Here is a 24,506-nt window from a genome sequence, read left to right on the forward strand (position 1 = left end):
AGGCACGGCGGTGCATGCTCATGTTTCAACGGATCGGGTAATCAAGGCTGCAAAAACGAAAAGACCTTGAAAGGGATGGCCGTAAGGGCGAAACCATAAGCAGCCGCTACCGCAGCAATGGATATGTACTCAGTCAACAAGAACCAGGTCGGCCCGAAGGCCGCCTAGGTTCACTCTTCCTCACCCTCAGGCACAACCTTGTTCTGGGTCAGGTAACGATCCAGCGTCGCATTGTTGTCAGGTGAAGAATTATCCCCCGCCACCTGCCACAAACGCCGTTCAATCCCCTGGGCCAACAGGTGCCCGACAGCCGCCTCGATCGCCGACAACACACACAACTGCGCCGGCTCGTTCGTGGTGTACCCGACCTCAGCCTCAAGCAACTTCTTGAACTCGATAAACTTGAACACCCCGGCACTGCGGCCCACGGAATAAATCGTCTTGCTGGTCATCACATTCGCCAGCACCTGCCCACTGCGTACATCCACCGCCCGCAGGTTGACCGTGACCTGATCTATCCGATACTCCCGGGAAATATCGATCCCCAGGTAGCGCGCCCCTTCCCCGCCACTGCGCACATTGGTGTCGTAGGCGATGATCCCGCCTTCGAGCATCATGTTCGCCGCTTGCAGCGGAGGCAGCTCGCCCTGAATGTTCACCGGCGTATTGGGCTTCTTCTGCGAGGCGCGAATGATCTTGCGCTCGGTCAGCAGGTTTTGCAGCCCTTCACGTTCCAGCACCACAAACCAGCCGCTGGCCTGCAACGCATCCATCAACATGCTCGCCGCGCCCTGGGTCACGCTGGTCGAAAACGAACTGGCCGGGGTCGGTTTGTACTGCCCGGTCTGGTCCCGGAAGCCGTACACCACCGCCATCAACCGGCCCTTGGGTCGTGGCATGTTGATCAAGTCATAATAGGTCGACGCCCGGGGTGTCAGGGTCGGTGATTCGGTGTCCTGCTCGGCACCCACGTTCTCGCGCAAACTGCACCCTTGCAATGCCGCCAACATCAGCCCCAGCGCTATTATTTTTTTCATGTCCGTCTCTCCCCATCAACCCTGATCCCCGTCAAGGGGCGAGGCCATTCACCTGGATTTCCGAAATTTCACCGGTCGCTCGGTCGGTCACTTCAATGGTCAGTGCACCGGAGTCGTCGACGACGTTGACGATAAAGGCGTCGGTGGACAGGCTCCCGGTGTTGCCCGTGGAGATGTTGTCCAGCAACTGCCCCAGCAGCCGCGACTGCAACTGGCTGGTGAAGCGCTCGAGGGCCGAAGTCCCGGCCACAGACGTGCGGTTTTTCAGGTCAGGATCGTCGTAGTCGTTTTGTGCCTGAGCGTTGTTCAGCAACCAGGTGCCGTTCAACGGGTTGCCGCCGAACGAAGGGTTGATGGGCGTGTAAACCAGCTCCGTGGCCTGCACCAGGCTGCAACTGCCCAGCCCGATCAACCAGAGCCCGAGGTTCCGTGAGACCGTTGTCGTTTTCATAATTCGTCCCTCTCAAGGTCCGTAGTGTCCTGCAACAAGGCTTCCAGCTTGCGCTGGACAATCTGTCCGCGAACCCAGTCGGCGGCGTCATAGGCCTCGTCCTTGAGTTCCACGGTGTTCGGCGGCAGGAAGCGCCGATAAACCAGTCGCTGCTGATATTCCACGGTCACCAGGCTGCCCCAGCGTGCCGAAGGTCGTTCGCGTACCACCAGGTTGAAATCCATCGGGCTGGTGGCACGCAGGCGTTCACTGAACGAGTAGTAAAAGTCGTGGCCGATGTGCGAGATCGTGTCATCGACGATAAAGCCCAGCATCTCGTCTTCCTCTCCGGCGCTGGCGAACGTCGCCACGCATGCGAGGATCAGGGCCGGCAGCCAGTGGCGGTTCATGGCGACACCGCCTGAGGCGATCCGGCCTGGGTTTTCACCGGCCCCGAAGCACCATCGAGGAAGGCTTTCTCGGCCACGAACTGCCAGTCCTTGTAGCTCGCCATGCCGGTGAAGTCCGACCACTGGCTGGGAAAATCCGACTGCTTCAGCGGCAGGTCCGTGGAAGGACTGCTGAGGCCAGTGATGCGTCCGTCGAACCCACGCATCAGCGTCCATTCACCGCCGCCGATCGGGTCCGGGTAGAGCTGGCGAATGTGATGTTTAGGCGTTGGAAAACGCTCGTCCTGCAACAGGTCTTCAAGTTCTTTCGGGTACTGCGCCAGCCCCGGAGAACTGCGGTAATAACTGCGCAACGCCTGGGCGTATTGCGTGCCGACCCACAGCAACTGACGTTCGCGATCACGGCGCGAGGCGGTTGACCACAACTCGCCGGCACTGGCCAGGCCCATGCCCATCAACATGATCAGAAACAGCACGCCCAGGTACGTGAACCCGGCCTCGTCGGCGGGCTTACCACTCGGAATAAAGGCTGCCATCACGCGCCCTCCCTGTGGCTCCGCTTTTGATATCGGCGACCCCGCCCGGTACGCCGTCAGGCGGCGCGACCAGCACCCAGAGGTCCTTGCGTTCGGAAATCGGGTCCATCGGCGGGTTGCGCAAGTAGCGCTGCTCCACTAGTTGTTCCAGGGAATCGGGATAGCGCCCGGTGTCGCCGTAATAGTGATCCAGGGCTTCGCGCATGGCCGACAGGCTCTGGCGCAGCGTGGTTTCTTTCGAGGCCTCGAGGCTGTTGAAATAGCGTGGCAAGGCGATGGTCATCAGGGTCGCGATGATTGCCATGACCACCATCAGCTCTAGCAGGGTAAAACCCTTTTCCCGACGCATGATTCACCACTCCTTGTACGCGATGCCGTTGAGACCCTTGCCGCGTGCATGGGAGTAAACGTCAAAGACGTCTTCGCCCTCCCGCGGGTTCTGAGTCGTGCTGTCGTAAGAGCGCAAGCCCCAACCACCTTCATCGTCACGCTTGACCGGCGTCAGCGGGTCATGGGGCACGCGCCGTAAAAAGTAGAACTTGGCACCCTTGGCGCTGCGCACATCACGCACACCTTCCACCAACACTTGCAGGTTCGGTGGATAGCCGCTGCTGTTCAGCGACTTCTCGATGTAACCGGCGTCGAAGGCGCGTTTGTAGGCGTCGATGGCGTCGCGGATCTGGTACAGCGCCGCACGCAATTCCTGCTCTTTGCCCCGGCGCACCACGGTCTCGGTCAGCGGCGCGGCCATGCCGGCCAGCAGGCCGATCAGGGCCAGCGTCACCACGACTTCGATCAAGGTAAAACCACGTTGCGAGGCGTTCATGATCAAGGCTTCTCGACGACAACAGTGGTGGAATTGACCGCAACCGGCCGATCGATGTGTTCATTCTGAATCGGCGCCTGCATCCGCCGGTCAGGCGCCTGGATGTGCATGCTGGTTTCGGTGCCGGTGGGGAACTCCATGTCCGACGGGCTCTGGTACGGCAGGTTGCGCACGATGCGCGGGGTGATGGAGAGCACCAGTTCCGATTTGCCGACGGTGTCCTTGTTGCTGCCGAACAACCGACCAAGACCGGGAATGTCGCCCAGGCCCGGAATCTTGTTGCCGGTGGCGCCATGGTCGTTACGCACCAGGCCAGCAAGGATCTGGGTTTCGCCGTCATGCAAGCGCAGCGTGGTCTGGGCATTGCGGGTGTCGACCTGAACCGGAATCGTGCCTTGGCGGGTCGGTTCCAGTGGCGTGGCGTTACTGACTTCGAGTGCGATCTTGATCGCCACTTCGTTGTTCAGATGGATGGTCGGCTGCACTTCAAGCTTCAGACCGACGTCCAGGTAGGTGACGCTTTCAGTGATCACCGGACCTTGGGTCGACGGCACGGAGGTGGCGCTGATGATGGGCACACGCTGACCGATGTGGATGCGCGCCTGTTCACGGTTGCTGACGCGAATCACCGGGCTGGCCAGGGTGTTGATGTCATTGTCCTGGGCGTTGATCTTGGCCTGAGGCGATGGCGAGATGGTGATCCGGCTGGAGTTGATGCCTTTGAGTTGATCGAGCAGGGTCACGGCCGAGCCGTCGCTGTTGACCACGCCGAAGGTGTTCGGCCATTGCAGTCCCAGGTCGAGAATCCGCTGAGTCGCGACTTCCATCACCTCCACTTCCAGCACCACTTCAGGGTTGGACTGGTCCTGCGACTGCAAGAGTTTTTCGGCCATGCGTATGGCGTCTTCGGTGTCGCGCATGGTCAGGGTGTTGAGGCGTTCATCGACGAACACGTCACGGGTCTTGAGCATGGTCTTGATCATGTTCAGCGCGGTGTTGGCATCGATGCTGGTCAGGTAGAACGTGCGCATCACCAGCTCTTGATAATCCTTGAGCTTCTGCGGCGAGTCCGGGTAGATCAGCAAGGTGTTTTCATTCACCACTTTCTGATGCAGCTGGTTCTGTTGCAGCAGCAGTTCCACGGCGTCTTCGATGCGCACGTCACGCACGAAGATGGTGGCTTTCATGTCCGGGCGCAGATCCTTGTCGAAGATGAAGTTCAAACCGGCGACCTGGGACAGCACTTCGAAGATGGTTTTCAGGTTGGCGTCGCGAAATTCCAGGGTCACCGGCCGGTCGAGACGGGTGCGCAGTTGCGGATAAGGAATCACGTTGCGGCTTTGCACCAGACGAATATTGTCTTGCAACTCCAGGGCACCGCCATTCTTGGGGTCCAGTTCGAGGATCTGTTTCACCTGACGATCGGCGCCGTAGATGTCGCCGCGACGCAGGTCACCCCGGGCCAGTTCGAGTTTGTCATCAAGACTGCGCATGTGCTCTAGCTGGCGCATTGAATCCTGGGCGCGGCGGTTGTTGGGTTCAATGGTCAACACCCGGCCATACTCCAGACGGGCCGAAGCGAAATCACGCTGGGCGCGATCCATGTCGGCCTGGGTCAACAATGCCGTCACGGCACGGGCACGGCCGCTGGTCAGGGCCAGGTGCAGCTCGGTATCCCGAGGGTTTTCCTTCAGCCCTTCCTCAATACGCGCCAGGCCGGCTTCGTACTGCCCCGACTCCATCAGGTCGGTTGCTTCCTGCTTGGCCACCTGCGCCGAACTGCACGCAGCCAGCCCTACGCATATACAAAGATTCATCAACAAACGGGAACTGTTCATTGCGCGCTCCCCACAGACAAGGTCTGGGACAAATGCAGAGGCAGGTAGACAAAGCTGAGTTCCACATCGGAAATCCCCTCGATCCGCCAGGTGTCGTCGATCACATCCCCTTTGCGCACGACGTATATTTTCTCGCCGTTCTGCAAAAACACTTGCAGGTCGGAACGGTCATTGAGCTTGCCGACGAACTGGAAAGGCATCGGCGGTACGCTGGGGACTGGCACCACCGGGGTCTGGTTGACGGGTTGTTCGGTGACGCTGGCCAGCATCGGTGCAGCCTTCCAGCTGCGGGCGGCGAACAGATCGCCGGACGGGCTCAGGTCCTTGATCACCGCGGGTTTGCCACTGGCTGAAGCGGCCGGCAGCGTGCCGCGAATTTTGCTTTTGGCGGGCGTGGCAGCGGTCGCAACCGACGCCTCGCCCTCGTCCGAAGGCATGAAGTAATCAGGCCCCCAGGTCAGCGCCGCGGCTACGCCGAAGAACGCCACCCAGCCCACTACGCGTTTGGTATTCATCATGACCTCGACAGGTAAAGGGTCATGCGGATCCGCCCGGTCAGGTCGGTGTCGGCGATTTTTTTACGCTGAAACTCCACGTCCTCCACCACCACGGCCGGTAACTGGCCGAGCAACGCGTGCAGGAAGCGCCGCAGTTGCGGGTAGCTGCCCCGCACCGGCAGTAGAATCTGATAACGGGCCAAGTGGGTCTTGGGGTCGATGCCCAATGAATATTCACCGCGCGCCAGGGTGATGTGTTCCTGGGCCGCCAGCGCGTAGATCTTGTCGATGGCCACCGTGGCTTGGGGCTGCGACGGCAGTTTGCTGCGGAAGTCGTCGAGCTGACGTTGCGGCACCACCGGGGCGGCGACACTGCCGTCTTCAACCTTGGCCAGGTACTCGCCGGCTTCGCGGGTCTGCTGGCTGAGGGTTTGCAACGAATTCCAGTCCGGCATCAGGCTACCCAGGGCCCAGGCCAGCGCCAGCAGCAACATCGCCAAGCCTGCCAGGCCGGGCATACCCAGGCCTTGCAGGTATTCGTGGACGATCAATCTAGGGATTCGCATCGCCGATCTCCCAGCTAGCCGACAGGTTGAATTGCACCGGTTGTTCCGGCGATTTCACGACAATTTCGTGGCTGAGCAGCGACACATCGGAGAGCTCGTCGCTGGCTTCGAGACGGCGGTGGAAGTCGAGCATCGCTTCCAGGTCCCGTGCTTCGGCGCTGATGCGCACCTGACCCTTGCGGGCATCCGGGGTCAGTGTCAGCAAAGCGATGTTGTCGCGCGGCATCGCTTCGAGCATGGCGAACAGACGTTCCCAGGGCCGGCGCAGTTGCTGCGAGACCTTGCGCATTTCTGCCAGGTTCTGTGCTTGCTCGCGGGTTTCGGCCGGGCTCAAAGTGACTTTGCTGCCGGTGTCGCCGGTGAGTTCGCGCTGGGCACTTTGCAGATGGCCTTGCTGTTGCGAGGTCTGTTCGGCGACGTGCTGCTGGGCGACAAAACAGGTCACCACCAGCACCACGCCGCCCGCCAGCAGGCTCCAGCCCAATGGACCCGAGCGGCGGCGCGGCTGGAAGTCGAGCGTCAGGGCGCGCATATCAGGCCACCGCCCGGGACATCACGTACAAACAATCGTGTACGGCTGTCCGGTCTTCTTCGAGGGTGCGCAAGTGCACACCGGGTACGTCGGGCTGTACCTCGATCCGCGCTGGCGCGTGCAGGTAAACGTTCAGCGGCCGTTCGCTGGTGGAGGCTTGCAACTGGCTTTCCCGGCCGATCAGCGCGGTCAGTGCGGCATCGCTGTCGCTGCTGCCCACCGAACGCACCGAGGTCCATCGCCCTTCCCTGGCCAGCAGCAAGACACTGCGTACCGGCTCGGCGACCACGAACAGGAAGTCACCGGCGTCGAGGCTTTTATCGAAGTGATTGAACGCCGCCATCAGGTACGGCTGTACCGACCGCAGGCGCAGGCCGCGACCGCTGACCAGATTGCGCAAATGCGTCAGCAAGTCTTGCGGCAGCGCGGTGGCGATCCGGTCGTAACCCGCAGGTTCAGCCGACAGCACCATGCTCCAGGGTTGGGCCGGTACACCGTAGAGGTCTTCGAAACACAGTTGGGCAAACCCGAGCAATTCGTCGGGGCTGCTGATCTGTTCGCTCCAGGGCACCAGGCAGAAGCGGCTGAAGTGACCGGAGACCACCACGCTCAGTTCCGCGCCGGCTGGCGCGTGTTCGCCCAGCAAGCGGTCGAGGGTTTCGAGGGCGACGGTCCAGGCATGGAAGCCTTCGTCGATAAAGCCGACGCTGCCCAGCCACAAGGTGTCGCCACCCTTGCGCTGACCCAGGCCGACACCACTGGCGCCGAGTACGGCGACATAACGATCACGAGACAAAAGTGACACGATTGATCTCCTCGAGCGTGGTCCGCCCCTCAGCTACCAGTTCCAGAGCGGACTCGCGCAACAAGCGCAAGCCACGTTTGCAAGCGTGTGCCTTGATTTTCGAAACGGGTTGGCGCTCGACGATCATCTGCCGCAGTTCGTCGTCCAGGTGCAGCAGCTCGGCAATCGCGGTCCGCCCGCGATATCCGGTGCCGCGGCAATGGCCGCAGCCTTTGCCATGGACGAAGCGGTAGTGATCGACCTTTTGCGGATCGAGCCCTGAGAGGCGTAGTTCTTCATCGGTCGGGGTGCTCGGCGCGCTGCAACTGGCGCACACCAGGCGGATCAGCCGCTGGGCGAGCACGGCGTTGAGGGCCGAGACGAGGCTGTAAGGGTCGATTTCCATCTGGGTGAACCGGCCAATCACGTCGAACACGTTGTTGGCGTGAATGGTGGTGAACACCAGGTGCCCGGTCAGGGCCGATTGCACGGCGATCTGTGCGGTGTCGGGGTCGCGGATCTCACCGACCATGATCTTGTCCGGGTCATGGCGCAGGATCGAGCGCAGGCCACGGGCAAAGGTCAGGCCTTTCTTTTCATTGACCGGGATTTGCAGCACGCCCGGCAGTTGGTACTCCACCGGGTCTTCAATGGTGATGATCTTGTCCACGCCGTGGTTGATCTCGGTGATCATGGCGTAGAGCGTGGTGGTCTTGCCGCTGCCGGTCGGGCCGGTCACCAGCACCATGCCGTAGGGTTCGGCGGCCAACCGGCGCAGCTGGCGCAGGGTGTTTTCTTCAAAGCCCAGGGCTTGCAATTGCACGCCGCTGACCTTGTCCGCCAGGTCCTGTTTGTCGAGCACCCGCAGCACCGCGTCTTCGCCAAAAATGCTCGGCATGATCGAGACCCGGAAGTCGATCTGCCGGCCGCTGATGCCGATCTTGAAGCGACCGTCCTGGGGCACGCGTTTTTCGCCGATGTCCAGTTCGGCCATGACTTTGACCCGGGAGATCACCTGCTCGGCGAACTCGCTGCCCTGGATTTTGCTGATGTTGTTCAGTACGCCGTCGATCCGGTACTTGATCACCAGACCGCTGCCGGTGGTGCCCAGGTGGATGTCGCTGGCGTGCATTTTCAGCGCGTCGTAGAGGGTCGAGTTGACCAGTTTGACCACCACGCTGGCGTCTTCACTGATGCTGGTCAGGGACAGGCTTTGCAGGGTGTCGATTTCGACATTGGCGTCGGCCTGGGCGTTGAGCGATTCCACCGCGTGGAAACTCTCTTCGTGACGCGCCAGGTAGGCTTTCAGGTCGTCGGCATGCACCAGGTACAGCGGCGCGCCGTGCAGGCAGTCGTCGATCCACGCCAGACGGGCTGTGTCGAACGGGTCGGCAAACACGCCAATGACCGCATCGTCATGACGCAGCAGGATGAATTCGCGCTTGAGGCATTGGGCCAAGGTGACCCGGTCGAACACCGGGGTGGCTTGAAACAGGGTGTCGGTGTCGAGCACCGGATAATGCAGGGTAGCGCCGAGGCACTGGATGAAGGGCATGGGAGCCAGTTCGCACAACCCCCCGAGGGCCTCCAGAACCCGCTCGCCGGAACCGGTTGCCAGGGCCCGGGCCTGGGCCAGTTGTTCACTGGAAAAGCGAGACGGTACACATTCCAACTGCGCCGGTTCTACGGCAAGGGATAGACGGTCCATGGCATGCTCTCCAACGCCGGGGGCTTTGAGCCCTGTCGACGCGGCAGGCCATTGCGGCGTATGCCGGAACGTCTTGTCGCGCCACTACTCCCCGGTGAGCAATTGTTGGTCGTCTGGTGCCTTGGAGGTCGATGGAGTTCGTCGACGATCTGCCAGCACCCAACTGCCGTCGTACAACTGCAGCGGGAAGCTTTCGGTCCTGCTCTGGCGTCGTTCGACGAATCCTTCGGACTTGCTCATGCCTGCTTTGGGTTCGCGCTCCATCCCCAAAAGGTCACAGACTGCACGGGCCAATTCCGCCAATGGAAACGGTTTGAACAGGATATGGCTGACTCCCAGTTGCCGGGCCCGCTCACAGACTTCAGCGGTTGGGTGCCCGGTAATCAGCACAAAATGGCAGTTCCTGTTCTGGCGGACGGCATCGAGCACCTGAAAGCCTTCCATGTCTGGCAAGCGGTAATCGAACACCATCACATCGGGTGAAAAACGTTCGGCTTCGCCGATGGCCGTTTCACCGTTGTGAGCTATCCGGACTTCCAGCGCTTGCGCCTGCAGGTATCCCTGGAGGTTTTCCGCCAGCAGCTGTTCGTCTTCAACAACCAGTACTTTGTTTAACAAGGTGGACTCCTTGAAACCGCAGGTCCGATATTCGTGCCTGGGAGTACGCGCCTTAATTAGGCTAACGCACACTTCATGCCAGACTGAGCGCCGGTTTTCGACCGCTTCATCTCTATGATTTTCATGAAAAAATCTTTTCGTTCAGGAACCCCGTCCCCCAAAGGCGGGGAAGCGCTCGGAATTGCCCCTGAAGCTTTCCCCACATTTGGGGGGAAACCTTCAATCGTCGTCAATCCGCTCGATTCGATTGCTTGATCGCAACTGCCCCAGAACTTGGAGACGAGCCTGGGACTTTTGCTGTCGGGCAAGGTAAGCCCGAACCATTCCAAGTCCCTGAGCTTCTGAGACATCGGCCGCCTCCTGGTGGTTCTGTAGGTAGATCAAATGCCAGCCCAACGGTGTGCGCACTGGCGCGCTGACGGACCCCGGCGCCAGCGCAAATGCCGCGGCTTCGAATTCCGGCATCATGCGCCCACGGGGGAAATAGCCCAGATCCCCGCCTTCGGTGGCGGAAGCATCTTCGGAGCCGGCCCGGGCAATACTGGCAAAGTCCTCGCCCTGGCTGATTTTCACCCGCATCTCCTCTAAGCGTAGCCGGGCGGCTTCAACGGTGGCTGCATCGGCGCCCTGAGGCACTTTGACCAGGATGTGCCGCGCCTGGATTTGCTCGGGAGTGCTCATTTCGGCGCGGTGTTCCTCGTAGAACGCGCGGACCTGTTTTTCGTCCGGCTCAGCCACCTGGAGCAGGTCGGCGAACACCTTTTGCGCCGCGAGCTCACGGCGCGTGTACTCGATAAAGGTGGCTTCGTCGAAACCGGCGTCTTCCAGCCGGCGGGCGAACACCTCGGCACCCCCCATCGCTTGCCGCGTCTGCTCAACCTGGCTTTGTACGACCTCATCGCTGATCTTCACCCCGCGTTTGCGCGCTTCCTGCCACAGCAACTCCTTGTCGATCAGCGCATCCAGTGCTTTCTGGCGCAATTGCTTGTACGCCTTAGGATTGCGAATGCTGCCCACTGCGCGGCCCTGGTCCTCCAGGTATTCGGCAAAATAGCGCTCGAGACGGAACTCGGAAATTTCCTCGCCATTGACCCGTGCGGCAGCCGGGCCGTTGCTGCAGAAGGCCACGGGGACCCACATCGTCAGCAGAATCAGCAGCGTCTTGAGTTTCATCATCAGCCCTCTTTTCAGGGTGTCACTGCAATGGGTTTGTACGGTGCGACCAGAAAGAAGCGCTGCTCGGGCAAATCTACGGTGACGATGTGGGCACCGCTCAAGCCCAGTCGGCGACCCGGACCGAAGCTGAGCAGCGGGGTCAGCCCGGTGTCGAAATCGTGCAACCCTTCCAGGGCACTGATGAGTTTTTCGCGGCTGGCGTCGCGCCCGGCCTGTTTCATGCCTTCGCTGAGCAGCAGCATCGAACTGTAGGCGCCGACTTGCAGCACCGCGTGCTCACCGCCGAGCCCCTGGTGCTTGCGCAGTTGCGTCAAGGCCAGGCGCCCGGCCAGCGTCCAGTCACTGGGCACGAACGGATAGGCCAGAAACACTCGCCGGGAAAACCCGCTGGGCAATTGAAACAGGTCACCTGCCACCTGATTCGACGCGGCGAACAGGTAAGGCACCTGCCCCGCCGTTTGCAGGCGCTCGGCGAAGCGACTGAAACCGACGCCGCTGCCCAGGTAAAACACCGATCGCGAGCCCAGCGGCAACTCGTCCTGCGCCGAGTTGTAGGCCTGCAGCCGCACTTGCTGCCAGGCGTGATCTTGCAGGTACTGGCCGAGGTGCTGCGCCGCCTCCTGTTGGCTCGGCTCGTCCGGGTAGACAATCAGCGTCGGGCCCTGGAGCAAGCGCAAATTGGCGGCACCGTAGTCGGCCAAGGCGATCAGTTGCTCGCGCAGCCCTGACAGCGGTTCGAAAATCTGCCGACTGGCCGGGGCCATGCCCTGCAACGAGAGCGGCCCGATCAGTGGAATGCCGGCGCGTTCCAGCCGCGTGACCAGTTCGGTGTCGAGCGCAGGTGCCAGTGGTGCGATCAGGGCGAACACCTGTTCCTGCTCAATCAAGCGATCCAGCGCCTGTTTGGCACTGGCGCGGTCCGGGCCCGGATCGAGGATGGTCAGGCGCAATTGCCGGCCATGGATCCCGCCCGCCTCGTTAATCCGCGCCACGCTGCCCTTGAGCACCGCCGCCACCGTGGCGCCCTCCGTGCTCAGCGGCCCCTGCCTCGGCAACAAGGTGCCCAAGTGCAGGCTGTCGGCGGTCAACCCGGGGTCGCGATCATCGGCCACGCGCTTGAGGTAGGCCGTCAGGTTGCGCTGATCATTCATCGACAGCACGAACCGGGGCATCGCCGGGTCGAGCCGATTATTCGCCGAATCGCGCCCATCCTGGATCGCCCGGACCAGTGCGCCCTCGGTGTAGGCCGGGTAATTGCGACCGTTGATCTGCTGTTGCCCGTAACTGCTGGAGAGCCGCGACCAGCTGATGTCCGGCGGCCGTACCCCGCCTTCGGGTCGCCCCTGGGCATCGGCGCCATGGCAATTGGCGCAGGGCAGGCTGGTGGCGGGCAGCAACATGCCCGCCGCGCCCACCCGAGCCATGATCGGCTCACCGCTTGCCGACACGCCCTCGCGATACAGCCGTTTACCGGCGCTTTCGCTGGGGCTCAGCGGCAACGCATTGGCGGCGAGATTGATGCCGCCAATCAGTAGCAGGCCGAGGACGAGGGCAATGTTCATGGCGCGTGCTCAACGACTGGCCACGGGCATTGTCAGCAACTGCAAGCGCTGGGCAATGGCGGCGGCCGGTGCATCGGGACGGATCTTGCTCCAGCGCTTGTTGGCCACGTCACCGACAATCAGCTGCGTCGAGTGCTGCTCGGGAGTCGGCACAATCTGGCCGATGCGCCCCAGTACAAGGTCCATTTGTGCCTTGTCGCCGGTGAGAAAAAGCCAGTGGGGGCCATCGACGCCCTGCTTCAAGGTGTAAGCCTTGAGTACCGCCGGCGTATCGCGCAGCGGATCACTGGTAAGGGAGATAAAGGTGATGCCATCGGCCTTGTCGCCCAGCACTTCGCGGACTTCCTTGAGCTTTTGGGTGATCAGCGGGCAGGCATCGTTGCAACGGGTGAAAATCACGTTAAGCAACACCACGCGGTTTTGTAGCGCGTCACTGTAGAAACGCAGCGTGTTGCCGTTCTGGTCCTGCAACGGCGTGTCGGTGAACCAGGTTTTCGCATCCCGGGTGCCGGTTGCCGGTTGCGCAGCGGCCACCGCCGGCGCCGGCTCCTGGTGTCCTTCGTGGGAAAACGCCATAAAGCTGATGACGCAAAAACACATCGTAAGGAAGATCAAGGCGAGGGCTTTCATGGTTGGTGCTCCATGGCAATGGCCGTGTGTTTGGCGTGGGCGTTGCGCTGGCCGCTGAGTTTCTCGACCTGGCGGGTCAGCACGGTCGGGTCGGTAAAACCGTAATAGCGTGTCCAGTGGCGGCTGTTGCCGTCCCCCACCAGAATCAGCGGTTGATGGCTTTTGAAGTCACCGCTGAAGGAGCCGAGGCCCTTGAGGGTTTCGTTGATCGACTGCGAGCTGCCAGTCAGCCAGCTCCAGCCCGGCCCCTTCTGGAAGCTGCGGGCGTAGTCGTTGAGACGCTTGGCGTCATCGCGCTGCGGGTCGATGCTGATGGACACCAGTTGCACCTCCTCGCCGACCCGGGCGCCGAGTTGCTTCTGCACCTTGCCCATGATCGAGGACACCACCGGGCACACCGTGGTGCAGCTGGTGTAGATGAAACTCATGACCACGATTTTGTCGGTCACCAGGTCCTTTTCCAGACGCACCGGTTTGCCGTTCTGGTCCACCAGCGCAACGTCGGCGAATTTGACCTGGGCGCTTTCCGAACTGGCACTTTTAGCCGGCATGTCATGCCCGGCGTGTTCATCCGCCGAGTGCGCCAGGGCCTGGCCGATGCCGACGGCCAACAGGCAGAACGTCAGCAGTCCACGGTGTGCGAATCGATTCATGTCGGTTTCCTCTTCAGTGGGCATCGCCGGGAATCACCCGAACGCTGGCAAAGGTCTTGTCATCGAAACTCGCGCCAAGGGACGCCGCGCGAACGTGCAGGTACCAGGCGCCGTTCTGGTCGAGGGTCACCGGGGCTTCATAGATGCCATTGCCCACGTCAAGGGCCGCGACTTGCTGGGCCCGGGAAGTCGGAGCACGGAAGTAGCGCACCTGAACGTCCTTGACCCCGCTGCGCTGTGCCTTCTGCTGGCCCTGAACAATGCGAAACCGCACGGTGTAAGGGCTGCCGAGGGCGGCCGTGGACTTATCGAGCATGAACTCGACTTTTGGCACGCCGGGGAGCGTGGCGAGGTTCGGGTCCGGCTCAACCAGCGCCGTGAAGCAATGGATGATGTTCGGCTGGTTGAGCAGGAACGCCACGTCGAAACGCCCGGCGGCTGGCAGCTTGATCCGCGAACTGTAAAGCCCTGGCTCGACCTCGCGCAGGCTGCGGTCGATGACCATGGCGGCCCGCGCCACCTGCCCGCGATTGGGGTAGCCGGACATCGGCGCGTTCATGCCTTCGGCGTAGAAATAGGTGGTGTTGTCCACCGGGTTGACCACGAACACCGCGTTGTCGTCCCGCGACACCGCCAGGCTCGAGGCCAGGGGCAAATCACCGGCCAGTCGTGGCGCCTGGGGCCCGGCTTCGAAACCCTGACTGATCGGCGTGCGGCCGGCCCCCAACGACGAGAGGTTGATCATCGTGACCTTGGCCGAGGCCAATCCACGGATGTAGGCGTAGGCCTTGGTGAACACCACTTGGTAGGGTTCGGCGGACACGTCCAGCTCGTGGATCATCGAATCGGTGGCCGCGTCGATCACCGCCACCTGGTTTTCCAGAGTGTTGAGGACGATGCCGAAACGCCCGTCCGCACTGAACCCCATCGGGCCCAGGCCCTGTTTCATTTTGATCACCCGCCGAACCGCGAGGCTGGCGGTATCGACCACGGTCACGCTGCCGTCCTTGCCGTCGGCGACATACACCGCCTGGGACAGCGGCGAGTACGCCACCGACAGCGGGTGCGAGCCGGTCTTGAGTTGCTTGCTGATGGTCAGGCTGGCGATGTCGATGATGCTCAGGATGCCGTCGTCGCGGTTGCTGACGAAGGCAAAACGGCTGTCTTTGCTGAAGGCGATTTCATGGTGCCCGGCCCCGGTGGCCAGGTGTTTGAGTGGCTTGAGGCTGCGGGTGTCGATCACCGTGACCCCCGACTGCTCGGCGGTCTTGGCATTGTTGCCGACCCACAGCAGGCGCTCGTCCGGTTGCAAGGCCACGCGCACCGGGTTGCTGCCAGCGGCGACCGAGTCGACCAGCTTGAACTGCTCGCTGTCGATCACCGCCACTGCATCGGCGGTCGGCATGGAGACGAACACCCGTTTGTTGTCCTTGGGCGTGGTCCAGTCCATAGGCGGTTGCTTGATATCAATCCGCGTCATGGTGCTGGTGATGCCGCCCACCGACACCGACGGGTCGACCACCGAGACACTGGCGTCGCGGTTCATCACCAGCAGGAAGTAGCTGTTCAGATCCAGCATCGGCCGCGCACCGATGCTGGATTTGAGGAAGACCCCGACCCGGGATTTGCAGCTTTGCTCCCGGCCCTGGGCCTGGTCGGCGGCGATGGTTTCCGGGTCCAGCCAGGCGCCGGGATTGACGCCCGACAACGGCTGGCCCGAGGCACTGTCGCTGACGCGGAACTGCACGTCGGCAAACTCGCCTTCACGCAACACACCGTCCTGGGCCAATGACTTGACCTCAAGCGCCACCGAAATCCCGTCTCGGGAGAGGTTCTGACCGCTCCAGGTGTCCGGCAGTGCGACTTCGCTCAGCAGGTTGGGCGGCGCGGTGCGCCAGACGCCGAAGCTGATGAGTGCCACTGCGGCGACCAGCCCACAACCGGCGATTTTTGTAGTCCTGTTCATTACCCTCTCCCCTTACAGATCTGTGCCTGCCTTGTCCCTTGTAGGTACGAGCGGTGTCAGCCCCCCAATCCCTGGCTTTACGGTGCCGGTGCCGGTTCTGGCTCGTTGGTCACCCGCAGCAATCCCCAAAGCCCGGCGGTGTTGCCGTAGGCGCCGTAATCGCGGAACAGGTAGTCGCCCGGTATTGCGTTGCTGCCCCCGGCGCTCGGGTGCATGAAGCTGAAGTGCGCCGCCGGCAGGATGCTTTCACGAGCGCCGATGTACATCGACATCGGGTTGTAGCCGAACCGCACCGACCCCACCCCAGGAGTTGCCATCGGATAACCCCCGGTATCGCTCTTCTCCGACTGGAACGGGTTGACCGACCAGACGTGACCGTCCAGTTGGAAGGTCGTGCCGCGACTGCCACCGGTCGGCATCAGGATATGGGTGCGGAACGGTTGCCCCGGTTTCACATACAGCACCGGTGTCTGAGGATCGCCCCCGATGAGCGCATTGCTGTACGCCATATGCGCGTTAGGCACGTCACCGTAACCGGCGCCATTGGCGTGCCCGAACGGCGCATCCGGCGCCAACCCGAAGCGGAACCAGATCGGCTCGGCCTTGTAGTTGATGGCCATGCTCGAGTTGTCCTGTGGATCGGTCGGCACACCAAAGCCTTCGGCGGCAATACCTTCCACCGGCCGACCGTTGGCCCAGCGGATGTTCAACGCTTTCTGCCAGACCATCGCAAAGTCGCGGTAAGTGGTCTGCCCTGGTGCCGTGACCGTTGCGTTGGTTTTACGCGCATCCTCAACCCAGGTTGCGCCGACCGGCAGGATGGTCATCGCCCCACCCAAGCCTTTCTGCGGTTGTTTGATGAGGTCCGCCGGCGTGATATTCAGTCCGCCGAACTCCACCGCCGTGGCGTTGATGTTGTCGACACTGCGGCCCAGTTGCGAGATCGGCTTGCCTTCACGCTCCAGGTGCCCGGCGTAGTACTGATAAGTACGGGTCGGGTATGCGCCGCTGTTGCCGATGCGCGGTGGCACGGTCTGGATCGGGTTGGCGCCGACATTGGTGCCATCGGATTTGGTGATGTCATACGCCAGCAGTTGTGCATGCAGGCCAACGTGGCTCGACGGCCGCAGCAGGTTGTTGGTGAAGATGGTCGAGCCCTGGCCATTGTTGCGATCTCGCTTGACCAGCCCTTGCATCACGGCAGTCTGGGTCAGGTCGGGCATGACCACAGGCAAGCGGTTTTCCAGGGTGACGTTGATGCAGTCACCCGCCGCCGCGCGCAATACCAGCGGCTCCACCGGTACACCTGGTTTCATTTTTCCAGTGAGCGGATCGAGGTCGGATTTGCGCACGTACAGGATCGCAGTCGGATCATGCAACGGGCCGCTTTGACCGCCGATGGTGATGGTTTCGCCATCTTCAGGATCGACCACGGTGACCTGAGGGATGTTCACCGGCCGCGAGTTGAACACCAGGGTGCCACCCGCCGGGTTCAACGGCCCACCCACGTGTTGCCCGATACCGGCCGGATCGCCGATGGTCAGGTTCAACGGATTGCGCAGGATGTCGTTGGCCAGCGCCGCAACCACTTCATATTTGCGTTGCACGGTCGGCCGGGTGCCGATGCCGTTCGGGTTGGCGCCATACCGTGGGCAGATGCCATCGAACGCCACGGTGTTGCGCATACCGGCCGGTTTCGGGTTGTTTGGCAGTGCGAACAGATCGCTGCGCTGGGTCGTGTAGTTGCGCATCACGCCCCAGATACCGTTCCAGTAACCTTCAATCGAAGCGTCCATCGAGTACAGGTAATCCCCCGTGGCCGCCGCCGAACTGGAGAGCATCGAGACCGGCGCGTTGAAGCCCAACTGTTCGGAGATACCGACCATCTGCGACGAGCGCCAGCCGGAGTTGGAGCTGTTGCCGAAGCCGGAACCGCTTTGCAGCCATTTCACGCCGTGCAGGGTCACGTTGTGCTCTTCTTCGTGACCGCCGGCATGCACCCGCAGCCGCACGTTGTCACCGGTGTAAGTGCGCAACATTGGCGTGAACGGGTCACCCGGTTCCGCGCCGCCACGGTTGACGTGTGGCGGGAACAGTGTGGTGCCGCCGGTTGGACCGGTGGCGGCGGTGACCAGGTTCGGTGCCAGGTTCATCGCCGGGATGGCGCGGTCGGTACGGCTTTGCATGGCGTACGCCAGGTCGCCGCCGAGGCCGTCGGCCTGCATGCCGCGCTTGCCGTCCGGGCCGACCTTGTTCGGGTCGTAGACCCGCAGGGCCAGCGGTTCGTTGCGGTAGTTGACCACGAACATGCCGGGGTCATCGACCGAGATCGCCTGTGGGCAAGGCCGAGTCGGACAACCCGGCACCATACCGCCCTGCACTTCGATGATGCCGTCGAGCAAGGTGCTGGCGTTGTTGCGCACTGGCGGGTTGATCGCGTAGCGGAAGCTGTCCGCGGTGGCCGGGAAGGTTTGTGGATCAGGCACGCCGTTAGGACCGGCGCCCACATACACTCCGGCTTCATAGGCGTGCTGGAAGTCGCTGTACTCGAGGAAGAACTCACGGAAGCTGTCGTTCTTGCCGTCGCCGTCGATGTCCCCGGTGGACACCACCGCTTGCCACGACGTCGGCCCGCCGTCCTGGCGCGCGCCGCTGTACAAAGGCTCGCCGGTTTCGGCATGGAACCAGGTGGAACCGGCCGGTTCAGCGAGTACGGTGGCGTACAGGCCAATCTGTTGGTGAGTCGATGGGCCCAGGTGGTCGTGGGTAAAAATGGTCCCCAGTCCACGGTCGACACCTTTGGCGTTTACCACCGGATCGACGAACCAGCGCTGCATCGCCGTGCGCGCGCCCACCCAATCCGCCCGGCCATACTGACCGAAGTACGGGTGATTCCTGGCTTTTGGACAGGCCGGTGTGCCGTCACGTGGATCGGTGCCTTCGCACTGGTTGAACTCGCGAATGGCGCGGATGCGTTCTTGCACGGCCCCCGGGGAAAGCACGCCGTCTTCGTAGTTCCAGCCGTTGGCCGAACCGTCGGCCGCCGTCAGGTCCCATTTGGGCAGGTGAATGTGCTGACCGATCACGTCGGTCGGCGTGCGCACCTGATAGTCATCCATCTCATAGACGGCCGGCACCAGGTTGGTTTGCTGGTATTGCACGCAATCGAAGGTGTTCATGCGCATCACCAGCGGCTCTGGCGGACGCTGCTTGGTGATGACCGGCCAGGCGTCTTCCCACAGGGCCAGAATGCGCGCTTGCGGGAAGTGGTAGCCGACCTTGTTGTACACCGCGTCGAACTGGATGTTCGCCGCTTTGTAGACCCGTGGACGGTCGGCGGTGAAGTTCGAGGAGCCGGTATAGGACATGCCGTCGATGCGTTCACCGCTGGCAAACTCGCCGGTGCCGGCGCTGCTGGTCAGGCGTTTCTGCCGGTCGTCCATGCACGGTTCGTAATAAGGCGCGCCGGCAATCGGCAAAGCACCGTTGGTGCGGAAGGCCTTCGCCACGATTTGATTGCCGGGCAGCAAGGCAAAGCTTGGGTGGTCCTTTTTGGCGTGGAAGGCCATGGCCGCCTGTTCGACTTCGGTGCCCTCTTCCGGCATGTAGATCGGTTTGGCGCGGGTCACTTCCTTGGAGAAATCCAGCGACGTGGTAATGGTGTGCGCCACGCCACCGGCGGAGAAACCGTCCAGGGAATGACGCCCCAGGCCGCCATCCCAGCCACCGGACTGCGCCGGGTCGAGGTTGGCCCACAAGGCGTTGCCGCTGGTTTTCAAGGACTGGGCCTTGGCCGCGTCGAGCATGTCCAGCGGTGGCGTCGGCGGACGTTGGCCGACCGAAATTTCCATGCCGCCGATCCAGAACGGATAGCCAGGGTTTTTCAGGCTGCCGTCGGCATTGCGGTTGGCTTCGCTGCGATCCACCAGGGCCAGGGAACCGATGGCCTGAGCGCCGCCGCTGCTGCCGCTACCGCCGCCGTCGTCATCTTCTTCGTCATCGTCGTCATCACCACCGGCGACCAGGGTCTCGCCGATTTTCGGCACCACCGCGACCTTGCCGGGCATCGGCGCCATGGCTTTGCCCGGCAGCGGCACGACCGCTGGAATCGGCGTACCGGCAATGATTTCGCCATCGGGCAAGGCCCGGGCACCTGCCGCCGGTTTGCCGCTGCGCAAGGCGTAGGGTTCGCTGTGGAACCCGTCGGCACCTTGCTGGGAAACTTCGAGTCGGGTGCCTTCTTCAAACACGTCATGCACCCGCCACATGCTCCACATACCTTGTGCGAAGTGCGGATAGAAGTGGCAGTGGTAAATCGCATCGCCCGCTACGCGGTTACGGTTGCCCGAACCACCGTTGGCGATTTCATAGGTGTAGCCGGCACCCGGGCCGATGCCCTGGGCATCCACATAGTCGGAGTTGTCATCGTTGGGGTTGAACAGCCATTGATGACCGTGCAGGTGGAAGATGTGCTGCTCGTGGCCGTTGTGGGTGTTGCGGAATTTGACGAAGTCGCCAATGTAGCTGTGGTTGACGTTGGACGGCTCGGACGGATACAGCGCCATGGTCGCCTTGACCCCAATCTGATCGGCGCTCGGTACCTGCCCTGGAAGAATGCCTTCCAGGCCAGCGTTGGCCGGCACGTCCACCAGCATCGCCACGTCGCCGACAGTGTGCGAACTGAGGAAGAATTCTTCATAGGCGCAGGACAGGCAATCGTGCATCGGCCCGACACCCAGCCGGTTGGCCACCACCTCGGCGCCCATGCCGCCGGAGCCATAGTTGATCATGAACGAGTCGCGGGTCGGCTCCAGCACATGGGCCATGACCGGGTCGGCCCAATAAGCGGGGAACGCCTGGGTCGCGGCGGTTTCATCCTGGAACTGCGAGGCGAAATCGCGGAACGGTTCCAGCCGGTTCGGAATCGCCGGGTTGCGTTTGCCGACGGCTTCCAGCGGATAGGTCGACGGCGGGAAGCTGCCGTCGGCGTTGCTGCCCATCACAATCGCGTCGCTTTCGCTGGAGATGATTTCATTGCCGTCGACCATGTTGATGATCGGTGTGCCGGCCTTGCCTTCACGGATCCACGGTTCGCGTTGCGGGTAGCGCGCCTGGTAGTCGACGATCGGTTGACCGGCCGGGGTGCGGCCGCTGCTGGCCAGGCGCATCTCTTCTTCGGTCACGGTGTTGCGGTAGCTGCGGCCGCCCTTGGGCAGCACCACGACCTGGCCGAACAGGCCGTTGGCAACGTTGCCCGCATCGCCTTCACCACCGAAAGTCGCGCCACGGCTGCTGGCGGCGAATGCACCTTCGCGCTCGGCGAACAAGGTGTAGGAACGGGTGCCGCCGGGGGCGACCAGCGAATTGCCGTTGCGCCCGGTGTACGAGGCGATGTCATCGATGCTGTTGACCGCTTGCATGCCGTTGACCTGGAAGCCGACGTGGCGGTCGGTGACCTGCTCATCGACTTTGAACTGCTCGACGTCACCTATTTCGACCTCCCCCTCAACCCCTTCCTCGCCGTTTTCGTGGCTGCCGGGATTGGCCTGATACGCCAGCAGGTTCTGCAGGTTGATGGTCAGGCAGTCACCGGCGGCCACCCGCAACACCAGGGGACGCGGACGCTTGTCGGGCCGCAGCGAGACTTTGCCCGGCACTGCCGCGCCGCCCTGAGCCAGGGACACATTGTGGTCGTCGACCACGTCGCGGCGCAGGGCGAACATCATGCCGTTGGCGTTCTGCGCCCCGAGGCGGTTGAACATCAGCGGCTGATCCAGCGCCACGACGTTCGCCACCAGATTGCGCTCGCAGCGCAGGGCCGCCTCAGCCAGCTCGATGCCGAACATCGACACCACCAACAGCGCGAATTTAAACAAGGACGAAGCGTTGTGTATGCCGGTCATGATCACGGGCCTCGCTGTGGGTGCTCACAGGGAATAATTCTCGACAAATCCGCTTGAGCAATCCGCATGCCATAAATAATTCAGTTAGTTTTCAGCCACTTGAAGCGACGATCTGAGAACCCGGGGGATATTCCCCACTTATTCCCCACTTTTCGGCCCAGTCCTTGTTGCCCCACTATTGGGGGACGTTCCCCACACTCGCCAATCACAGCGGTGCGTCCATGGCCAAGCCTTGCAAGCGCCGGTACTGACGCAAGACGCTGGGCACATAACGCTGGGTTTCAGCAAACGGCGGGACCACTCCGCCACGGCTCAGCACCGCTTGCGGCCCTGCGTTGTAGGCCGCCACGGCGAGGGTGATGTCGTTGTCGAACAGGGTCAGCAGGCGCTTGAGGTATTTGGCGCCGCCCTGGATGTTGGCCTTGGGGTCATAGACGTTTTTCACCCCCATCTCCCGGGCGGTATCGGGCATCAATTGCATCAGCCCGCCGGCGCCTTTGGGGGACGTCGCATCCGAGTTGTAGCGGGACTCTTCGCGGATGACCGCGTGCAACAACGCGGCCGGCAATTCATTGGCCGTGGCGGCCGCCGACACCAGCTCTGCATAGGGTTGCCTGGCAATCATCTGGGGCTGCTGATCAAGACCGACCAGCGAGGATTGGGGCTCGTGAATCACCCGTTCATAGGTGCGGCCGGGACGGTGAACATTGGACAGTACGTAACTGCCCTTGGCGTCCACGGAAACGAACACATCGGCCTGTACGACGCTCGTCAGCAGCAAACAGCCGAGCAGTCCTGTGGTGAGTGTTTTCATTTTTTTGTCTCCCCTGCCCGGCCCCGAAAAATGGGGGTAATGCCCCAATGGCCGGTAGTAAACAAGCCATACGCAAGCACTGTGCCGAAAGCGCAAAGGCCCGGAATACAGGGGTTGTGGAAGAATGAACGGGGGTGAGCATGGCAATTGCATACGCCTCCATGGCGACCCTTCTGCCGACTGTGTGAGGTCATCATGAATCAGCGTTTGCGTTCCGCCCCGCGTCCTCAAGGCGGGTTCACCCTGCTCGAACTGTTGGTGGTGCTGGTGGTGCTGGGGCTGTTGGCCGGCATCGTCGCGCCGAAGTATTTCGCCCAACTGGGCCGCTCCGAAGTGAAGGTGGCCAAGGCGCAAATCGAAGGCTTGGGCAAAGCGCTCGACCTGTACCGTCTGGAGGTCGGTCATTACCCATCGACCGAACAAGGTTTGCAGGCGCTGGTCACTGCGCCAAGCGATGAAACCAAATGGACCGGTCCTTACTTGCAGAAAAAACTGCCGCAGGATCCGTGGGGCCGTAATTACAACTACCGCTACCCCGGCGAAAACGGCGAGTACGATCTGCTGTCCATGGGCAAGGACGGCCAACCCGGCGGCGAAGGCGAAAACGCCGAAGTCACCAGCTGGCAATGACGGGGGGAGGCCGACCATGCGCTTTCATCTCAAGGCAGTGGGCAAGGCCGGCGTGGTCTCGATGACCGTCGAGGCCCCCGGCCACAGCGAGGCCCGGCGCATCGTCGAAGACCAGGGCTTGCGGGTGGTCAGCCTGCACGTCGAGCGGCACTGGCGCGCGTTGCGCCTTCGACAGCGCGAGACATTCAATCTGGTGTTGTTCAGCCAGGAACTGACCACCTTGCTCAACGCCGGCCTGCCGTTAATCGATGCGCTGGAAAGCCTCGCAGAAAAAGAGAACGCGCCACAGGCCCGTAAAACGTTGAGCGAACTGGTGCGCCTGCTGTATGAAGGCAAATCGTTCTCCCAGGCATTGGCCCAGCTGTCGGCGGTGTTCCCTCCGCTCTACGTGGCGCTGGTGCAGTCCAGTGAGAAGACCGGCGCCGTGGGTGATGCCCTGGGCCGCTATGTCAGCTATCGCCAGCGCATGGACGAGGTTCGGCAAAAAATCGTCAGCGCTTCGATCTACCCCCTGCTGTTGCTGGTGGTGGGCGGTGGCGTGGTGTTGTTCTTGATGGGTTACGTGGTGCCGCGCTTCAGCCTGGTGTTCGAAGGGCTGGGGTCGAATCTGCCGTGGCTGTCGCAAGTGCTGATGAGCTGCGGGATGTTCCTGCACGCCCATCAGGGTGAGTTCTTCGGCGCATTGGCGGCAATCATCGTCGCCCTCGGCTTTCTTCAGCGACAACCGGCTTTTCGTCGGGGCGTCGACCGTGTGATCGAAAAACTCCCGGCGGTCCATCAACGCATCTTCATGTACGAACTCGCGCGCTTCTATCGCTCCCTGGGCATCCTGTTGCAGGGCGGCATTCCCCTCGTCACCGCCATGGGCATGGTTCGCGGCCTGCTCACCCCCGCCTCCCGCGTGCGCCTGGACCAGGCCTGCGAACGGGTACGCGAGGGGCAATCACTGTCGGCCGCGCTGGAGCTCAATCACCTGGTGACCCCAGTCTCCCTGCGCTTGCTTCGAGCGGGCGAACAATCCGGCAACCTCGGCCAGATGATGGAGCGCAGCGCTGACTTCTACGACGAAGAAATCAGCCGCTGGATCGAATGGTTCGTGCGGCTGTTCGAACCCTTGCTCATGACCTTCATCGGCCTGCTGATCGGGGTCATCGTGATCCTGATGTACATCCCGATCTTCGAACTGGCCTCGAGTATTCACTGACCCGCTGGAACAGGGTCGATGTGTACCGTTCATCGTTCATACGCGTTGCCACTGAATTAATCGGCGCGTTGCGGTGTTCTCCCTTTGAATCGAGCAGCAAGTTGCATTGTTCATCAACGTTCCAACCTGAATAAGAAGACGGAGAACGACATGCACATCAACAAGCTTTTACTGGCAGTAGCTATT

General features: G+C 62.1%; 22 protein-coding genes. 2 read left to right on the forward strand and 20 right to left on the reverse strand.

Translation table 11 applies throughout. The features are described from left to right. Positions 1–170: 170 nt before the first annotated feature. The 20 genes from FBY01_RS00005 to FBY01_RS00100 all read right to left on the reverse strand — a co-directional run bounded on the left by FBY01_RS00005 (position 171) and on the right by FBY01_RS00100 (position 22,486). Positions 171–1,037: a CsgG/HfaB family protein gene (locus FBY01_RS00005; RefSeq protein ID WP_010455674.1), complete on the reverse strand. Its 867-nt coding sequence runs from the start codon at positions 1,035–1,037 to the stop codon at positions 171–173. A 31-nt stretch (positions 1,038–1,068) separates the two neighbouring features. Continuing rightward, positions 1,069–1,488, reverse strand: coding sequence for a curli assembly protein CsgF (locus FBY01_RS00010; RefSeq protein ID WP_010455676.1), 420 nt, complete (start codon positions 1,486–1,488; stop codon positions 1,069–1,071). Next, complete coding sequence (gene csgE / locus FBY01_RS00015) at positions 1,485–1,877, reverse strand: curli production assembly/transport protein CsgE (RefSeq protein ID WP_077750410.1); 393 nt, start codon at positions 1,875–1,877, stop codon at positions 1,485–1,487. Before csgE ends, FBY01_RS00010 begins: the two co-directional genes overlap by 4 nt. Continuing rightward, positions 1,874–2,413, reverse strand: coding sequence for a type II secretion system protein (locus FBY01_RS00020; RefSeq protein WP_010455681.1), 540 nt, complete (start codon positions 2,411–2,413; stop codon positions 1,874–1,876). Before FBY01_RS00020 ends, csgE begins: the two co-directional genes overlap by 4 nt. Beyond that, positions 2,388–2,762 (reverse strand): type II secretion system protein, encoded by a 375-nt coding sequence (locus tag FBY01_RS00025; RefSeq protein ID WP_042932745.1) that lies wholly within the window; start codon positions 2,760–2,762, stop codon positions 2,388–2,390. The genes FBY01_RS00020 and FBY01_RS00025 overlap by 26 nt, the downstream gene beginning before the upstream one ends. A 3-nt stretch (positions 2,763–2,765) precedes the next feature. Beyond that, positions 2,766–3,239 (reverse strand): type II secretion system protein, encoded by a 474-nt coding sequence (locus FBY01_RS00030; protein ID WP_145306340.1) that lies wholly within the window; start codon positions 3,237–3,239, stop codon positions 2,766–2,768. Positions 3,240–3,241: 2 nt separating this feature from the next. Continuing rightward, positions 3,242–5,077 carry a type II secretion system protein GspD gene (locus tag FBY01_RS00035; RefSeq protein WP_010455685.1) on the reverse strand — a complete coding sequence of 612 codons (1,836 nt, stop codon included), beginning with the start codon at positions 5,075–5,077 and terminating at the stop codon, positions 3,242–3,244. Next, positions 5,074–5,592, reverse strand: a complete 519-nt coding sequence (locus tag FBY01_RS00040) for a hypothetical protein (protein ID WP_145306338.1) — start codon at positions 5,590–5,592, stop codon at positions 5,074–5,076. The genes FBY01_RS00035 and FBY01_RS00040 overlap by 4 nt, the downstream gene beginning before the upstream one ends. Beyond that, on the reverse strand, positions 5,592–6,140 hold the full coding sequence (locus tag FBY01_RS00045) for a GspMb/PilO family protein (RefSeq protein ID WP_145306336.1): 549 nt from the start codon (positions 6,138–6,140) through the stop codon (positions 5,592–5,594). Before FBY01_RS00045 ends, FBY01_RS00040 begins: the two co-directional genes overlap by 1 nt. Beyond that, positions 6,127–6,672, reverse strand: coding sequence for a PilN domain-containing protein (locus FBY01_RS00050; protein WP_010455690.1), 546 nt, complete (start codon positions 6,670–6,672; stop codon positions 6,127–6,129). Before FBY01_RS00050 ends, FBY01_RS00045 begins: the two co-directional genes overlap by 14 nt. 1 nt (position 6,673) lies before the next feature. After that, positions 6,674–7,477 (reverse strand): hypothetical protein, encoded by an 804-nt coding sequence (locus tag FBY01_RS00055; RefSeq protein ID WP_145306334.1) that lies wholly within the window; start codon positions 7,475–7,477, stop codon positions 6,674–6,676. Then, complete coding sequence (locus FBY01_RS00060; protein WP_145306332.1) at positions 7,458–9,164, reverse strand: GspE/PulE family protein; 1,707 nt, start codon at positions 9,162–9,164, stop codon at positions 7,458–7,460. Before FBY01_RS00060 ends, FBY01_RS00055 begins: the two co-directional genes overlap by 20 nt. 84 nt (positions 9,165–9,248) lie before the next feature. Continuing rightward, positions 9,249–9,782 (reverse strand): response regulator, encoded by a 534-nt coding sequence (locus FBY01_RS00065; protein WP_145306330.1) that lies wholly within the window; start codon positions 9,780–9,782, stop codon positions 9,249–9,251. A gap of 219 nt (positions 9,783–10,001) precedes the next feature. Continuing rightward, positions 10,002–10,955: a peptidylprolyl isomerase gene (locus FBY01_RS00070; RefSeq protein ID WP_145306365.1), complete on the reverse strand. Its 954-nt coding sequence runs from the start codon at positions 10,953–10,955 to the stop codon at positions 10,002–10,004. A 14-nt stretch (positions 10,956–10,969) separates the two neighbouring features. Next, on the reverse strand, positions 10,970–12,520 hold the full coding sequence (locus FBY01_RS00075; protein WP_145306328.1) for an ABC transporter substrate-binding protein: 1,551 nt from the start codon (positions 12,518–12,520) through the stop codon (positions 10,970–10,972). 9 nt (positions 12,521–12,529) lie between these two features. After that, positions 12,530–13,150 carry an SCO family protein gene (locus FBY01_RS00080; RefSeq protein ID WP_145306326.1) on the reverse strand — a complete coding sequence of 207 codons (621 nt, stop codon included), beginning with the start codon at positions 13,148–13,150 and terminating at the stop codon, positions 12,530–12,532. Then, complete coding sequence (locus FBY01_RS00085; RefSeq protein ID WP_042932740.1) at positions 13,147–13,803, reverse strand: SCO family protein; 657 nt, start codon at positions 13,801–13,803, stop codon at positions 13,147–13,149. The genes FBY01_RS00080 and FBY01_RS00085 overlap by 4 nt, the downstream gene beginning before the upstream one ends. Before the next feature lie 13 nt (positions 13,804–13,816). After that, positions 13,817–15,769 (reverse strand): YncE family protein, encoded by a 1,953-nt coding sequence (locus FBY01_RS00090; RefSeq protein WP_145306324.1) that lies wholly within the window; start codon positions 15,767–15,769, stop codon positions 13,817–13,819. A 77-nt stretch (positions 15,770–15,846) separates the two neighbouring features. After that, entirely contained in the window at positions 15,847–21,672 is a 5,826-nt protein-coding gene (gene mnxG, locus FBY01_RS00095; RefSeq protein ID WP_145306322.1) for a manganese-oxidizing multicopper oxidase MnxG, read from the reverse strand. 205 nt (positions 21,673–21,877) lie between these two features. Next, positions 21,878–22,486, reverse strand: coding sequence for a lytic transglycosylase domain-containing protein (locus FBY01_RS00100; protein ID WP_010455720.1), 609 nt, complete (start codon positions 22,484–22,486; stop codon positions 21,878–21,880). Between the two features lie 195 nt (positions 22,487–22,681). Here FBY01_RS00100 and gspG point away from each other — a divergent pair, with 195 nt between their 5' ends. Together gspG and FBY01_RS00110 are read left to right on the forward strand one after the other, a co-directional pair. Then, positions 22,682–23,116, forward strand: coding sequence for a type II secretion system major pseudopilin GspG (gene gspG, locus FBY01_RS00105; protein WP_077750400.1), 435 nt, complete (start codon positions 22,682–22,684; stop codon positions 23,114–23,116). Between the two features lie 16 nt (positions 23,117–23,132). Then, the gene (locus FBY01_RS00110) at positions 23,133–24,320 is read left to right on the forward strand and encodes a type II secretion system F family protein (protein ID WP_010455722.1); all 1,188 of its coding nucleotides are present in this window, start codon (positions 23,133–23,135) and stop codon (positions 24,318–24,320) included. Positions 24,321–24,506: the final 186 nt, after the last annotated feature.

Origin of the sequence: Pseudomonas sp. SJZ077 (genome assembly GCF_007993905.1) — a bacterium.
GTDB classification, from domain to species: Bacteria; Pseudomonadota; Gammaproteobacteria; order Pseudomonadales; family Pseudomonadaceae; genus Aquipseudomonas; species Aquipseudomonas mandelii.